At 63.1% G+C, this 14,513-nt stretch carries 18 protein-coding genes and 1 tRNA gene; 15 read left to right on the top strand and 4 right to left on the bottom strand.

Going from position 1 to position 14,513, the window contains the following annotated elements; translation table 11 throughout:
- Window positions 1-50: 50 nt before the first annotated feature.
- The gene (locus AB0O58_RS09690; RefSeq protein WP_032373039.1) at window positions 51-500 is read left to right on the top strand and encodes a hypothetical protein; all 450 of its coding nucleotides are present in this window, start codon (window positions 51-53) and stop codon (window positions 498-500) included.
- A gap of 109 nt (window positions 501-609) precedes the next feature.
- On the opposite strand, the gene mscL is transcribed toward AB0O58_RS09690, so the two are convergent.
- The 4 genes from mscL to AB0O58_RS09670 all read right to left on the bottom strand — a co-directional run bounded on the left by mscL (window position 610) and on the right by AB0O58_RS09670 (window position 3,020).
- A complete protein-coding gene (gene mscL, locus AB0O58_RS09685) occupies window positions 610-1,089 on the bottom strand; it encodes a large conductance mechanosensitive channel protein MscL (RefSeq protein WP_032371230.1) in 480 nt (159 codons plus the stop codon).
- 94 nt (window positions 1,090-1,183) lie between these two features.
- Complete coding sequence (locus AB0O58_RS09680; protein ID WP_032373038.1) at window positions 1,184-1,846, bottom strand: RcpC/CpaB family pilus assembly protein; 663 nt, start codon at window positions 1,844-1,846, stop codon at window positions 1,184-1,186.
- An 89-nt stretch (window positions 1,847-1,935) separates the two neighbouring features.
- A complete protein-coding gene (locus AB0O58_RS09675) occupies window positions 1,936-2,280 on the bottom strand; it encodes an FmdB family zinc ribbon protein (protein WP_032373126.1) in 345 nt (114 codons plus the stop codon).
- A gap of 143 nt (window positions 2,281-2,423) precedes the next feature.
- Entirely contained in the window at window positions 2,424-3,020 is a 597-nt protein-coding gene (locus AB0O58_RS09670; protein WP_045842041.1) for a 5-formyltetrahydrofolate cyclo-ligase, read from the bottom strand.
- A 106-nt stretch (window positions 3,021-3,126) separates the two neighbouring features.
- Here AB0O58_RS09670 and AB0O58_RS09665 point away from each other — a divergent pair, with 106 nt between their 5' ends.
- The 14 genes from AB0O58_RS09665 to AB0O58_RS09600 all read left to right on the top strand — a co-directional run bounded on the left by AB0O58_RS09665 (window position 3,127) and on the right by AB0O58_RS09600 (window position 14,457).
- Window positions 3,127-4,080: a UTP--glucose-1-phosphate uridylyltransferase gene (locus tag AB0O58_RS09665; RefSeq protein WP_027496052.1), complete on the top strand. Its 954-nt coding sequence runs from the start codon at window positions 3,127-3,129 to the stop codon at window positions 4,078-4,080.
- 33 nt (window positions 4,081-4,113) lie between these two features.
- Window positions 4,114-5,373 carry a gephyrin-like molybdotransferase Glp gene (glp, locus tag AB0O58_RS09660; protein ID WP_027496053.1) on the top strand — a complete coding sequence of 420 codons (1,260 nt, stop codon included), beginning with the start codon at window positions 4,114-4,116 and terminating at the stop codon, window positions 5,371-5,373.
- A 37-nt stretch (window positions 5,374-5,410) separates the two neighbouring features.
- Window positions 5,411-6,058, top strand: coding sequence for a GNAT family protein (locus tag AB0O58_RS09655; protein ID WP_032364078.1), 648 nt, complete (start codon window positions 5,411-5,413; stop codon window positions 6,056-6,058).
- 155 nt (window positions 6,059-6,213) lie between these two features.
- Complete coding sequence (gene glpR / locus AB0O58_RS09650; RefSeq protein ID WP_032373037.1) at window positions 6,214-7,086, top strand: gephyrin-like molybdotransferase receptor GlpR; 873 nt, start codon at window positions 6,214-6,216, stop codon at window positions 7,084-7,086.
- A gap of 56 nt (window positions 7,087-7,142) precedes the next feature.
- Window positions 7,143-7,215: transfer RNA gene (locus AB0O58_RS09645), tRNA-Ala, on the top strand.
- 111 nt (window positions 7,216-7,326) lie between these two features.
- Window positions 7,327-8,460, top strand: a complete 1,134-nt coding sequence (locus AB0O58_RS09640) for a hypothetical protein (RefSeq protein ID WP_366238143.1) — start codon at window positions 7,327-7,329, stop codon at window positions 8,458-8,460.
- A 261-nt stretch (window positions 8,461-8,721) separates the two neighbouring features.
- Window positions 8,722-9,564 (top strand): glycosyltransferase family 2 protein, encoded by an 843-nt coding sequence (locus AB0O58_RS09635; protein WP_141214811.1) that lies wholly within the window; start codon window positions 8,722-8,724, stop codon window positions 9,562-9,564.
- Complete coding sequence (locus AB0O58_RS09630) at window positions 9,561-10,181, top strand: DapH/DapD/GlmU-related protein (RefSeq protein WP_235580006.1); 621 nt, start codon at window positions 9,561-9,563, stop codon at window positions 10,179-10,181. Before AB0O58_RS09635 ends, AB0O58_RS09630 begins: the two co-directional genes overlap by 4 nt.
- Window positions 10,182-10,348: 167 nt before the next feature.
- Entirely contained in the window at window positions 10,349-11,233 is an 885-nt protein-coding gene (locus AB0O58_RS09625) for a glycosyltransferase family A protein (protein WP_176458045.1), read from the top strand.
- A gap of 222 nt (window positions 11,234-11,455) precedes the next feature.
- Complete coding sequence (locus AB0O58_RS09620) at window positions 11,456-12,328, top strand: SGNH/GDSL hydrolase family protein (protein WP_201009729.1); 873 nt, start codon at window positions 11,456-11,458, stop codon at window positions 12,326-12,328.
- Between the two features lie 163 nt (window positions 12,329-12,491).
- Window positions 12,492-12,944 carry a GyrI-like domain-containing protein gene (locus tag AB0O58_RS09615; RefSeq protein WP_027496057.1) on the top strand — a complete coding sequence of 151 codons (453 nt, stop codon included), beginning with the start codon at window positions 12,492-12,494 and terminating at the stop codon, window positions 12,942-12,944.
- 116 nt (window positions 12,945-13,060) lie between these two features.
- Window positions 13,061-13,378, top strand: coding sequence for a GyrI-like domain-containing protein (locus AB0O58_RS09610; protein ID WP_228139163.1), 318 nt, complete (start codon window positions 13,061-13,063; stop codon window positions 13,376-13,378).
- A 190-nt stretch (window positions 13,379-13,568) separates the two neighbouring features.
- Window positions 13,569-14,243, top strand: a complete 675-nt coding sequence (locus tag AB0O58_RS09605; RefSeq protein ID WP_201009728.1) for a ScbR family autoregulator-binding transcription factor — start codon at window positions 13,569-13,571, stop codon at window positions 14,241-14,243.
- 70 nt (window positions 14,244-14,313) lie between these two features.
- The gene (locus tag AB0O58_RS09600; protein WP_201010779.1) at window positions 14,314-14,457 is read left to right on the top strand and encodes a hypothetical protein; all 144 of its coding nucleotides are present in this window, start codon (window positions 14,314-14,316) and stop codon (window positions 14,455-14,457) included.
- Window positions 14,458-14,513: the final 56 nt, after the last annotated feature.

The raw sequence follows: 14,513 nt of genomic DNA, 5'->3' as shown, positions 1-14,513 counted from the left end.
AACTATGTTCGGCTCGAACGCAGTTCGACATGTAGAGAGGCGCAGAAGCAGTGACTTACCCGAAAGCCCGTTTCACAGTGTTCGCCGCCGGAGCCGTCGTTGCTCTCGGGTTGCTCACCGGTTGCAGTGGTGGTGACGACTCGGCAGCCACCGATCAGAACACCGACGTGTGCAACTCTTTCGCCGCCGACCACAATGCGTTCGTCGGTCTGGTGAAGGCGGGCCCGGGGTCGGCAGCCAACATCGAGCAGTGGACTGCGGACAAGCAGGCGGCCGTCGACAAGGTGAAGTCACTGTCCGGCACCGCGTCCGGTGACGTCGCCAGCGCGATGACGACGTTCGCGGACGCCATTCCGGCTGACACGCTCGAACTGTCGGAACCCGACAGCGAGTCGGGCAAGGCGTTCGTCGACAACGGCGCAGCAGTGAAGTCCGCCTGCGAGGCGGATGGCACCTCGATCACGCTCGACGAGCTACCGCTGACCACGTTCACCAACTGATCGCCTGACGGGCCCTCTCGGCCTGTCGCACGCCCCACAACGAATGAATGCGCCATCCACGCTGTCAGACAGCGTGAATGGCGCATTCATTCGTTGAAGCAGACCGGTGTCAGTCCTTCGAGTGCTTGCCGAGGTCGGGGGAGGAGGAATCGATTGCTTCGCCGCTGCCGCCGGTGGTGTCGGCCGCGGTCGAAAGCTTCTGTCCTGCAGTGGTTCCACCCGCGAGAATGTCGCGGATCTGCACCAGCACGTCGACGTCGCTCAGTTCCTTCTCCGGCTGGCTGACGAAGCGCTTCTTCGCGGTGTTCACCGGCAGGATCAGCACGAAGTACACGACCGCGGCGATGATGATGAAGTTGATGATCGCCGTGATGACCGCGCCGATATTGATGAACGTGGCGTCGTTACTACTGAGGATCTTGATTCCCCACCCGAGTTCGTTGCTGCCACCGACAGCGGCGACCAACGGGTTGATGATGTTCGTGGTGAACGCCGTGACGATCGCAGTGAATGCTGCGCCGACGACGACAGCGACCGCGAGGTCGACCACGTTGCCTCGCAACAAAAAGTCCTTGAATCCCTTCAGCATGAGCCGCTCTCCGATCTCTTGGTATGTTTCGGTCTCGCCAGACGTTAACCCAGATCGATCGACTTCGGACTCCGTGAACCGCCCGGGCACCGGCTCAATGCAATGTCACCGTCAAAGCGCTCACCAGCGACGCGGCTGCCACCGTCGTCGCATCCTCGGTCGGTAGGGCGAGCAGCACCACCCGATCTCGTTGCCGACCTCCACCGGCCTCGGCGGAGACGAGCACCACCATCGCCCCCGATGCCAGTATCCGAGCCGCAGGTGGGGCGTCGGGATTCTCCTGAGTCTCGACGGTCAGGACGTCCACCCGATCGCCTTCTCTGAGTAGGTCGGTCACGCCCGCATCGGCGAGATGGACCGGTACGACGCGTGCCTCGGCCCCCAGCGCCGCGGAGGCTGTTCGCGAGCCCAACAGCCGGACGTCGGTGAGCAATTCGCCTGCTCGAACCGGTCCGGTCAGTGTCCGTCCGTCCACGTCGGCGGAATCGAGCACTGCGCCGTTGGGCACCGTGGCCGAATCCCATTCGGCGACGGCAACATCGGCCGGCGTCAGTATCGTTCCCGGCGTCAGGTCGCGGCCGGCCGTGACGACGCGGACGCGATCGTCGCCTGCGGCGTCGTCGACGAACAGCAGGACTGCGACGGCCACCAGAATGCCCGCTGCGATGCGTCGAACTTTCACCGATCCCACCCACGCGGGACGCTGAGCGAAGCGGTCGAGCAGCGTCGAGTCCAGTCGGTTCTTGCGGGCAGCCATGACCGGAACGGTAGCGGTCCCAACTGGCCTGAATAGACCGAAAAGGCCGGCCTGTGGATAACAGACCGGCCTGTGGATGGATCCGAAAACTACTGGCTGGCAGCAGCTTTCGTGGAGGAGGACGAGGAGGAGCTGCTCGACGAGGACGAATCCGACGACTTCTTCTCGGCCGGCTTCGAGTCGCTCTTGGTCTCCGACTTCGTGGCCGCGGCGTCGGACTTCTTCTCGCTCGCGCCTTCGCTGGCGGTGCCGGAGTTGCCCCGACTGTCGGTGCGGTAGAAGCCGCTGCCCTTGAAGACGATGCCGACCGAATTGAACAACTTGCGGAGCTTGCCGGAGCATGCCGGGCATACCGTCAACGTGTCGTCGGTGAAGGACTGGACGATGTCGAAGCGGTTGTCGCACTCGGTGCAGGCGTATGAGTAGGTGGGCATCGTGTTTCCTCCGCGCTGGTCACCGAGGAGGTTCGCGCTCTGCTGGCCGAGGCCGAACACCGCCGGTGTCTTGTCTGTTCGTCGAAACTGGGGAGAGCATTAGCACTCTACAGTCAGGAGTGCCAACGAATCGAATCGTAGCGTTATTCCGTACTCAAGCGTACGAGCCCGCCCCCGGGAGTCAGCGCGTGCGTCACGCGGCGGTCGTGCGGTTCGGCCGGTAGCCGGGAGAACAGCTCCTCGTCGCGCACGATGGCGACCAGCATGGCCTCGGGACCGCACAGGTCGAGAGTCCGGTCGTAGAACCCGGCTCCGCGGCCCAGCCGGACACCGCGGCGATCGACGGCCAGCGCAGGTAGCAGCACCACCGAGCATTGCCCGACGGCGTCGGGCTCGAGTAGTGGACCCGACGGCTCGAGCAGCCCGTACGGTGCCCGCACCAACGCATCGCGACCCGCGTAACGCGCCCACTTCAGCGGCCCCGGCTCATGGGCACTCGGCAGCAGAACCGTGGCTCCGGCCGCGGCCATCGCGTCGAGCATCTCGATCGACCCCGGCTCCCGGCCGATCGGAACGTACGCCGCCACGACCGAGTGTTCGGCCGCCAATTCGCCGACGGCATGGCAGAGTGCGGAGGACTCCATCGCGCGTTGCGCATCGTCGAGCAGTCGGCGTTCGGCGAGGACATGCTCCCGCCACAGATCCTTCGGCGTGTTCTCCGAAAATTCGGGAACGCTCACAACGGTTCACTCTCCCTCTCGTGCTGTCGTTCAACGATATGCACTCGGGGGTCGAACGGGGCACACGCCGAGCCAATCTCCAGAAACCACGGATAGGGTGAGCACCATGACAGAAGCCGCTTCAGCGACGACCGCCGCCACGCCTGTGCACTTCCGCACGGCCATCGTCCCCGCCGCAGGCATGGGTACCCGGTTCCTGCCGGCCACGAAAACCGTTCCGAAGGAACTACTTCCGGTCGTCGACACTCCCGGTATCGAACTCGTCGCCGGAGAAGCGGCAGATTCCGGTGCACAACGGTTGGTCATCGTCACCTCTCCCGGCAAGGACGGCGTCGTCGCCCACTTCGTCGAGGACCTCGTTCTGGAAAAGAAGCTCGAAGCGAGCGGAAAGCTCGAAATGCTCGAGAAGGTACGCGTCGCCCCCAAGCTTCTGGACGTGCAATCGGTCATTCAGCACGAACCGCTCGGACTCGGCCACGCCGTCGCATGTGCCGAGGAAGCACTCGACGACGACGAGGATTCGGTCGCGGTGCTGCTGCCCGACGATCTGGTGATGCCGCGTGGTGTGCTGGACGTCATGGCCCGGGTGCGCGCCAAGCGCGGCGGCTCGGTGCTGTGCGCCATCGAGGTTCCCGACGACAAGGTCTCGTCCTACGGCGTCTTCTCCGTCGAAATCGTGCCCGATGCCGTCAATCCGAACGTCCTCAAAGTCACCGGCATGGTCGAAAAGCCGAAGAAGGAAGAGGCACCGTCCAACTTGGCTGCCGCGGGCCGCTATCTGCTCGACCGCGCGATCTTCGACGCGTTGCGACGGATCGAGCCCGGTGCCGGCGGCGAATTGCAGCTGACCGACGCCATCGCACTTCTGATCGAGGAGGGCCATCCCGTTCACGTGGTCGTGCATCGTGGATCGAGACACGACCTCGGAAATCCCGGGGGATACCTACGCGCTGCGGTTGACTTTGCTTTGCAGCGCGACGACTACGGTCCCGCGCTGCGTGAATGGCTGAACGAACGCTTGAGCGACAGCTGGGCACCGGAACTGACGACGTACGAATAGCATCGCGGGTCGATGCCATAGAGGAAGGGCCAGATGCGCTCGGTCGAAGATCAACAGACCAGGGTGACCGCAGCGGCGGTGGCTCCACGGCCTGTTCGGGTCGCCATCTCGGAAGCGCAGGGTCTGCTCTGCGCCGAGGAAGTGGTCACCGAGCGTCCCCTTCCCGGCTTCGACCAAGCCGCGATCGACGGTTACGCCGTACGCAGTGTCGACGTCGCTTCCGCAGGTACCGACCTGCGTAACGAGGAAGACGAGCGCATCGACCTGACGCTGCCCGTCGTCGGCGAGGTCTCCGCGGGTTCGCGTCAGCCCATCCGGCTGCAGCCGCGTCAGGCCGTGCGGGTCGATACCGGCGCGCCGCTGCCCACGTTGGCCGACGCGGTCCTGCCGCTGGATCGCACCGACAACGGCCGCGCCCGGGTCAAGGTGTTCCGTCCGGTGCGCTCGGGCGACTATGTGCGCAAGATCGGCGACGACGTCCAACCCGGCGACGTCGCCGTGCGGGCGGGAACGATCATCGGTGCCGCGCAGGTCGGCTTGTTGGCCGCCGTCGGACGCGACAAGGTGCTGGTGCATCCGCGTCCGCGATTGTCCGTCATCTCGGTGGGCGGGGAACTGGTCGATACCGATCGGACTCCCGGGCCCGGCCAGGTGTACGACGTCAACTCCTACGCGCTCGCTGCTGCAGCGCGCGATGCCGGAGCCGACGTGAACCGCGTCGGCATCGTGAGCACCGACCCCAAGCGACTGCGTGAAGTGGTCGAAGGCCAGTTGATCCGCTCCGAGATCGTCGTCATCGCAGGCGCGGTCGGCGGAGGTGCGTCCGATGGCGTCCGTGAGGCTCTGGGCGAACTCGGCGACATGGAAGTCGAGCGGGTAGCCATGCACCCTGGCTCGGTGCAGGGATTCGGTCAGCTCGGACGCGACGAGGTGCCCACGTTCCTGTTGCCTGCCAACCCCGTCAGCGCGCTCGTGGTGTTCGAGGTGATGGTCCGTCCGCTCATTCGCATTGCACTCGGCCGTCGCCAGCCGCTGCGCCGGACCGTCACCGCGCGGACCGTCGCACCCATCACATCGATCGAGGACCGCAAGGGATTCCTGCGAGGACAGCTGATGCGCGACGAGGGCACCGGCGAATATCTCGTCCAGGCTCTCGGCGGTGCACCGGGCTCGTCGTCGCATCTGCTCGCGACACTCGCGGAGGCGAACTGCCTGGTCGTGATCGATCCCGACGTCACCGAGATCCGCACCGGCGAAGAAGTGAAGGTCTCGTTCCTCGCTCAGCGCGGCTGACGCACGCGCTCACACGCGCAGCGCATACGATCGACTGATGCCGCGAACGTGGTCGAGCCACCCGGGTTGGCCGGCGAAATTGGGTCCAGTGCGAGTGGCCGGGGGAACGGTGACCGTCCGGCCCGTCCGCATGCGCGACGCAGCCTCCTGGAGTCGAATCCGCACCCAGGACCGCGCACACCTCGAGCCGTGGGAGCCGAGCGGTGAGGGCAGTTGGAATTCCCGACACCACATCTCCTCGTGGCCCACACTGTGCTCGGGCCTGAAGTCCGAGGCACGCAAGGGACACATGCTGCCTATGGTGATCGAGGTCGACGGCGAATTCTGCGGGCAGATCACCACCGGAAACATCGTGCGCGGCGCGCTCCGGTCGGCGTGGATCGGGTACTGGGTGTCCAAGGAAGTCAACGGCAAAGGCGTCGCCACCGCGGCGCTGGCGCTCGGACTCGATCATTGTTTCGGACCGGTCGGGTTGCACCGCGTCGAGGCAACGGTGCGTCCGGAGAACCTCGCCAGCCAGGCCGTGCTGCGCAACGTCGGTTTCCGCGAAGAGGGCCTGCTCTACAAGTACCTCGACGTCGACGGCGAGTGGCGCGACCACAAACTCGTCGCGATCACCTCGGGAGAGGTGCAGGGTTCGGTCGTCGATCGATTGGTCCGCGCGGGCAGGGCTGCGTGGGCATAGCGCTCACTCCACAGTGTTCGGTTGCAGATGTTGTCAAAGTGACAGGAGTGTAATTCGAGTCGGCGCGTCTGCGGGGTTCTCGCACCTGCTCCACATAACCTGAGGGCGTCTCGACTGTCGCTGTCGCCGTCGCCTGAGGAAGGAGAACATCGCCGATGCCGAACTCGATCATCTGGATCGGTCTCGTGGCCGTCTGGCTCTTCGTTCTTCTTCCCATGCTGATGACCAAGCGTCCGCAGATCATGCAGACCACGGACGCAGCACTCGCCACGCGCGTGTTGCATCGGGGTGGCACCAAGCGCAAGCAGCGCGGCCCCGCGACCGGCCACCGCAGTGATCCCGACTGGCGGCCGGAGGACGACCTGCGGGTCTCCGCGCCCGCCAGCGAGATCTTCGGCCCGAAATTCGCGTCGATTCGTTCGGACTCACCCGATCTACCCGGTACCGCGGAGGACCCCATGGACACTCACGCTGAAGAAGAAAACGACCTCGAACACGACGAACCGGTCCACGACGCACCTCGCGCGAGCTCTCCCGCACACGAGCCGGGAGTCGTCGACGACGACTTCGTGCCTCGCCGACGCGGCCGCGGCGGATTCGATCCCGAGGCCGACGCCATCGCCCGGGCCGCCCGATACGCCTTCCGTCAGCGCGCGGTTCTCGGCTTGGTGTTCGCCGCTATCACGACCGCGGCACTGGCGTTCATCATCTCCCCGACGGTGTGGTGGCTGTGCGGGTTGTCCGTCGCAGTCCTCGTCGGGTACCTGTACTACCTGCGCAGGCAGGTGCAGATCGAAGAAGAGATTCGTCGACGACGACTCACCCGCATGGGTCGCTCGCGCCTCGGTGTGGAATCGGAGACCGACGAAGAGCTCGAACTCGTGCCGCAGCGTCTGCGTCGACCCGGAGCTGTGGTGCTCGAGATCGACGACGAGGATCCGGAGTTCGAGCATCTCGATCATTACGAGGAGCCGTTCCAGGCACGCCGCGACGATGACGGCGATTTCCGTCGGGCACAGGGCGCGTAACAGCAGTCCCGAGGGGCTTTGCTAGAGTTGCCCAGCCGGTCGAGACGACGGCAAACGGGGCTGTGGCGCAGTTGGTAGCGCGTCTCGTTCGCATCGAGAAGGTCAGGGGTTCGATTCCCCTCAGCTCCACCCGAAACGAAAGCCGCCACTCACCTCGAGTGGCGGCTTTCGTTGTGAATCAAGGCAATACAGAGCTCGGAGCGGCGTTACGTCGCCGGCGCATGTGTCACACTTCATACGGTGACCAGCCAGATGACCGTGCATGTCGAGGACACCGAGGCTCATCGAATTGCGGCCCGGATAGTGACGCCTTTCGGCAAAGAGGCTGTGGTGACCACCGCGTCGAATTACGAGTTGGACCATTCGGCGACTCCGTGGCTTCCTCCGATGCTGGTAGCGGGAATGCGAAAGAACTGGAGTATCGCTTTCGACAGTCCGGTGGATTCGATGGCACTTCGAGGCGCTCCCGAGGCGCAGAGAGTGTTTCTCGACTGGTATCCCAGACGGTTTCATGGGATATCGGTATCGGCTGACCCTTCCGACGCATTGTCCGACGGCCGAGGGGTGGGTTGCTTCTTCAGTGGAGGCGTGGACAGCTTCTATTCGGCAATCACCGAATCCGATCGCATCACCCATTTGATATTTGTTCACGGTTTCGACATCTCCGCCGGGAACGAGGAATTGGCGGGTCGAGCACTGGCCAGTGCCCGAGACGCGGCCGCGGAGCTCGGCAAGCCGCTGATCGAGGTCAAGACCACGTTGAGGTCGGCGTTCGGAGACCGGTTGCCGCTCGATTGGGGATACGACCTTCACGGAGCCGCCTTGGCCCATGTCGGGCTGGCGTTGTCCGGTCACCTGAGCACCGTCATGATTCCGTCGTCCAACAGTCGCTGGGATCTGCTGCCGTGGGGTTCCCATCCCGATCTGGACCCGCTCTGGTCGAGTAGCAGTGTCACGTTCGATCACCACGAGTTGGAGGTGAATCGGCTCGGCAAGCTCCGGCGGATAGGTCTGGACGAGACGGCGATGAAGCATCTACGGGTGTGCTGGGAGAATCGCGACGGTCGATTCAACTGCGGAGTGTGCTTCAAGTGCATCAGGACGAAGATCGGGTTGGCCGCTGCAGGTGCGGAGAGCGAGGCCCTTCCTGGACCCATCGATCTCCATGCGGTCAGGTCCTTGACGTTGACGAACCGTCAGTGCCACCACCTGCGAAACGGGCTTGCTGCCATGGAAGAGGCAGGCGTGACCGACGATGGTGTGGTTGCGGCAGTGGACACGGCGATCCGCCGAAGACACTGGCGACAGGCCGTGTCGTATTTACGACGATCACGATCGATATCCATCGGCCTCATACGTCGTCGCGTGAGCTGAGGCATTTCCGGCAATATGGCGTATTCGGACAACATTCGATCATTAACGAGAATCGAATTCTTTCGAACGTCTTATGAGCACCATTGACTTGAAACGGTCTTTTGGATTGCTTAGCGCCTGTAACCGCGTCACGTTGCAGTTTTCGGTGCTCTGAGCTGGGGCTGCTTCTTCGGCTGACTTTAGTGTTCGCGTGGCTGATGTCGTATCTTTATACGCGTGCCTGCGCGTTCGGTAGGTGTCGAATTCAATCAGGGGATCGAAATGAACACTCTCAGTGTGGTAATTCCGGTGCTCGACGAGGTCGACCACATCGGCGAATGCTTGAATTTGCTGCTCGATCAGGGAAACTACATAGACCGTATCGTCGTGGTGGACAACGGCTCGACCGACGGGACGCTCGATCTGGTCGAGACCCTGTGCGAGGTCAATGACAAGGTCCAGTTGGTGCACGAGCCGAATCGGGGCGTCGTGCATGCCCGGAACACAGGCTTCGATCTCGTGCAGTCGTCCATCATCGGGCGCATAGACGCCGATACGCGCGTCCGGCCCGGGTGGGCCCGCTCCATCATCGAATTCTTCGGAGAGCACTCCACGGTTGCGGCAGCGGGCGGGCGAACCTACTTGTACGAGTCGCCGTGGGCCCGGCCTCTGGCGTGGCAACATGCACGAGCGGAGCAGCGTGACCCGTCGGTGCGCAGCGCCTTGGCGGTATCGGGCAACAATTTCGCGATCCGCGCATCTGCCTGGCACCAGGTTCGGGATGTGGTCAGCGACAAGACCTGCGTGCACGAGGACATCGATCTGTGCTTGTCGTTGGTCGGCCAGAAGTTGCCGCTTGCTCTGAACGGCCGTATGAAGGCTGCGGTATCCGGCCGGCGATCGGCTACGTCTCCGGTGAAGTACGTGAACTACGCGATCGCGGGCTACCGTTCCTACAAGGAGCATGGGCTCGCATCGGCCAAGCTGGCCCGGATCGTTGCGATGGATTGGCTCCTGCACACGCTGCGCTGGCCCATCTCGAGAATGTTCTCGGCGGTGCCCTCGCGCGCACTGCCCGTCGACGACCGTGCGCTGTCCGACGAACGGATGCGAGAGGCCGCGTGAACCTGCGCTCCCTGATCCCGACCTGGGCGAGCGACTCATCGAACGTCAAGTGGGCCCTCTTTCAAATGCGTCAGGCAACCCTCGTGTCGGTGGCGAACCTGCCGTTCGTTCCGGCGGTTCTGCGGGCGACCTTGCTGCGGCCGGCGGGGGTCCGGACGGACGGGCCGTGCTTGATATACGGCGGCGCGATGATCCAGGGTCGCGGGTCGGTACGGATGGGCACCGGGGTCTTCGTGAATTTCGGGTGCCACTTCGACACTGTTGCCGACATCGTGATCGGTGACGATGTGTTCCTGGCGGACCACGTTCGGATCATCACCAGTACCCATGACGTCGGACCGTCGTGGCGACGGGCAGGCTTGCTGAGGGGCGAGTCGGTCACCATCGGGCGAGGCACGTGGATCGGGTCCGGTGTGGTGATCATGCCCGGGGTCCGCATCGGTGAGGGATGCATCATCGGGGCGAACTCGTTGGTGACCAAGGATTGCGAACCGGACGCGGTGTACGTCGGCAGCCCAGCCGCTCGTCGCCGGGAGTTGAACGATCTACCCGACGCGCGAGCCATAGCGGGCGCGACGCCTGATTTCGAGAGCAATACTCTGACGAACGATCGATAAAGCACTTGCCGATATCGACAAAAGACTATTATCGATCCGAAATTGGACGACTTATTTCGTCTAATTGATGATGTAGCATCATCAGCGTCAGAGGCTCGGCACTCTTTGCATTCGCTTCGGAAATTGTCGAGCTACGCATTGCCAAAAAGGTGTCAGGGGTTGGCGTTGTGAACACTCTTTCTGTTGTTGTGCCCGCATTCGACGAACAGGCGCATTTGGGTGGATGCCTGGACGCTTTATTGGCGCAACGTGAACACATTCACGAAATAATCGTGGTGGACAACAATTCCACCGACGATACCGCCGGCGTGGTAGCGAGCTACAGCCGACGGTTTCCGGAGATAGTTCTGGTCCGGGAGTCGAAGCGAGGCGTCGTTCATGCGCGCAACGCCGGTTTCGATCGGGCCGAAGGATCGATCATCGGACGTATCGATGCGGACACTCGGGTAGCTCCGGATTGGGCCGAGTCGATTCTGGATTTCTTCGACCGCAGACTGGACTACGCGGCGGTGACCGGGCCGATCTACCTGTACGACTCCCCGTGGGCTGCACCGTACGGCGCGTACGTGGACTACTCCACCAAGCGCAAACCCGACGAGTTACGGGTCTCGGCGGCCTCGGGTAACAACTTCGCCATTCGCCGCTCCGCTTGGGAAGCCGCCCGCGACCGCGTGAGTCTGCGTACCGACCTGCACGAGGATATCGATCTCTCGCTGTGCCTGTACCGCGTCGGTCTACAGATCGCTCTGATCAAAACGATGTGCGTCGAGGTGTCCGGTCGGCGGCTGCTGACTCCGCCCCTCGAATATCGTCATTATGTGCTGAGTTCCTACCGAACATGGGCCCACCACGATTTGGCGAACAAGGCGCTGCGTCGACTGTTGATCGCGGACATGATTCTGCATACCGTGCATTGGCCGTTGACTCGAATTTTGTCCGGATGCGAGTCGCGAATTCTGCCGGTGTCGCATTCGAACGAGGGCGTGACATCGCAACAATATTCGTCACCTGTTCGCGATGGCGAATATGCCACCACGGCGTCGGCCGAGTAAATTCACGGCTGATTCGAGCGGTACGCGACAATTGTCCGATCGGTAGCGCCGATCTACTCCTTGTATCTGCTGCCGCCCCCGGAACCGGTCCCACGGTTCCGATACAGGCCCGCGTGATCGCCGACGCGGTGTTACTGTCTCGTAGTTCTTCGACCCGCGGGCATCCGAGAGTCGAGTCGGGGTGGGCCGGTCGGGCGGCCGTGTAGCAGGCGGGGGCGTGTCGTGCGCTTCGATGTTCGGACGTTCGTCGTCGGTCTTGCCGTGTCTCTGCTGACGGGACAGCTCGTCGGGACAGCGTCGGCGGACGTCGTCGTCGACAACCCCGTCCACTACGTCGCTCTGGGCGACTCCAGGGCTGCCGGGCCCGCGTGGTTGTCCTATGCCGGCGGAGACGGTTGTGGACGATCCGACGCGGCGTATCCGGCCATGATCGCGAGCGCACTGCACCCTGTGTCCTTCGCCAGCGTGGCGTGCAGTGGGGCGACGAGCGCACACGTCGTGTCCACGCCGCAGAGCACGTACACGCCACTGCCTCATCGTGTCCCGGTTCAGATCGATGCGCTGCGGCCTCATACGACGCTGGTGACCCTCTCGATAGGCGGCAACGACCTGAATTGGGCGCAGTTGATCGGGCCGTGCCTGCAACCTGTGCCGCAGGAAGATCCTCGGTGCCGGAACAACCCCGTGGTCCTCCAGGAGATCGATCAGAGGCTCGGGCAGCTGGGGCCGGTGTTGGACGGGGTACTCGACGCCATTACGCAGCGTTCACCACTCGCCGTCGTCGTGCTGGTCGGTCACGGTGGTTACTTCGACCATCAGGGCTGTTTCCCGGACTCGAATCTGCACGGTGCCGACGCGGCGTTCGTGCAGGATTTCTTCGTCCGGTTCGATTCCGTGCTTCGAGACAGTGCCGTCAGGCATGGGGCGACGTTCGTCGATGTGGCGGGGCCGGCCGTCGGCCACGACGCATGCGCACCGATTTCCGAGCGCTGGTTCACGGGCTCGATGACGTTCGGTCCGACACCGTTCTTGCATCCGACCCCGCTGGGCAGCGCTGCGATGGCGGGATTGGTGCTCGACGCAATCGGTCGGTGATGTCGCGTCGTCGGTGACAATGCGCGGGGACAACGCCCGGTGACACATCCTGTTGAACAAACGATCATCTGCGTACCGGTCGGCCCGGTAGATTGACGGGTTATATCGTGAACCGACGATCCGAGCGCTGGATCTGCCCCTGCAACTTCCATACGGAGTGTGAATGTCGTTCGAGATCGTCGACCTCCCCGAAACGTGGGTCGCCGGTCTCCCCGTTCGCAGTCCCAAACGAGCACTCGGGCGGTTGAACGATCCTGCCCTCAACCAGGCGTGGTCCGCAGTGCTCAATCAGGAGACTGCCGGACCGCTCGCGTCGATCTACACGGACTTCGCCCCTGGAATCGGATCGTACAATACACAGATAGTCGGTTACCAGTGCTCGTCGCTCGGGCAGGTGACGCGTGGGCATTTGATCGCAAAAGTGCCGTCTGCAAAATATGCCCGATTCTCCGCGGTGGGTTATTTTCCCGACGTTCTCACTCGATTGTGGAATCAGATCGATCACGCCGAGGAGAACGGGGAGATAGTGCGATCGTTCACCGGTGATTACGAGTGCTACCCGCACGCCTACAAAGTCGACCTGTATTTGGCCATCACGCAGCCCGGCGGTTCGTGATGAGCTTTCGGATCACCGCGCGCAGTGCCGAATTGTTCGGTGGGTTGGTGGCACCGCGGGTGGAGCCCGGTGCCGAGGCCAGTTGCAGCGAATGGATGGGATTCCTCCGAGATCGTGTGCGCGAGAAGAACATCGACGCCACGGAGGTGACCACCGTGTATGTCCCCGATGCGCACGGCACCGTCAATGCACTCGTCGGTGTCCCGCTGGACTCGCCGAGTGACGTCGCTGTGGGAGATGTGTTCGTATCCATACCGACTGGTGTGTTTGCAGTGTTCGTGCCCAGTGGTGGTCTCGCGGATCCGATCGAAGACGTCTGGGCGCAAGTCGACGAGTGCGTTCGATCCGGGACGCTATTCCGTGCTTACGCCGAGGAAGTAGAAGTCGTTACGAATGCTGGAGAAGTGGAACTTTTCGTTTCGATCGTTTTGTAAACGAGGTCTTCTTCATGTTTTTGTCACTTTCGAATCACAAAATCGCCGACGAACCGGTTACTATTGGCAAGCGCTGACAAGCCCGTATAGGGAACGTGAATTCGAGTTCGTGGGTTCAGCACCCGGGAGCCAGCGCGGACCACAAGGTGTCGATGTCATCGCACGATCGACTGAGCAGGGGTGTAGCAACATGGTGAGACAACTCAGGGCAGAAGCCACTCGCGCGGCGGCGCTGCGCGCTGCAGCAGATCTCTTCCTCGACGTCGGGCATGCCAATGCCACGCTGAGTCAGGTGTCGGCGCAGTCCGGCGTGACCAAGGGCGCGCTGTACTTCCATTTCGCGTCCAAGGAAGAACTCGCTCGCGCCATCGTCGACGAAGGTCACGAGCGCGTGTCCACGGCCTGCGCGGGGCTGGTGGACAGCCGCAGCCCAGCCCTCGAGTCCGTCATCGGAATCTCGTACTCGGTTCTCGAACTGGCAGCGTCGGATCCGCTCGTTCGTGTGATGTACCGGTTGCAGATGGAGATCGACGGGTCCGATACCGCTCGCGGAAGCGTGTTCGGCACGTGGGGCAACATCTTCGAGCACCTATTCGAACGGGCCATCGAGCACGGCGACGTCGCCCACCACCTGGACGCCGGAAACGCGGCACTGCTGGTGTGCGAAATGCTGGCCGGAGTACTGATGGTGTCCGAGGCGCAGTCGCGTCTGGGGGATGCGCCGTCGCGTATGGAGAAGGTGTGGAACACCGTGCTGCCATCGTTGGTGCCCGCCGACAAGCTGGCCTACTTCCGTGAATTCGCAGCTCGCAGCCTCTCGAGCTTCGTGCGCGAGAACATCGACTCGAGCTCGGTCACCGTCTGACTTTCCTTCTCGCCCGGGGTGCTTGCTGCACGCCGGCGTGAGGCGCACACTGTGTGACATGGAACACAGGATGTCGGACACTGAGCTACGGAAAGCAATCGGCACCTTGCAGCACCGCGCGGACGATGCGCGAAAACGAGGTGCCGACGACGAGGCGACGCGTATCGAAAGCACCGTCGCCGATTACCGAGACGAGATGTCGCAAAGATTGTGACGGCCCTGTCGGTCGTCACCGCGTAGGGTCGGAATGGACCTGACACGTGGCAACCG

This window comes from Rhodococcus sp. NPDC080181, from assembly GCF_040702225.1.
GTDB lineage: Bacteria > Actinomycetota > Actinomycetes > Mycobacteriales > Mycobacteriaceae > Rhodococcoides > Rhodococcoides fascians.
Note: the sequence above shows the minus strand (reverse complement) of the source record. Positions and strands in the feature narration are given on the sequence as shown.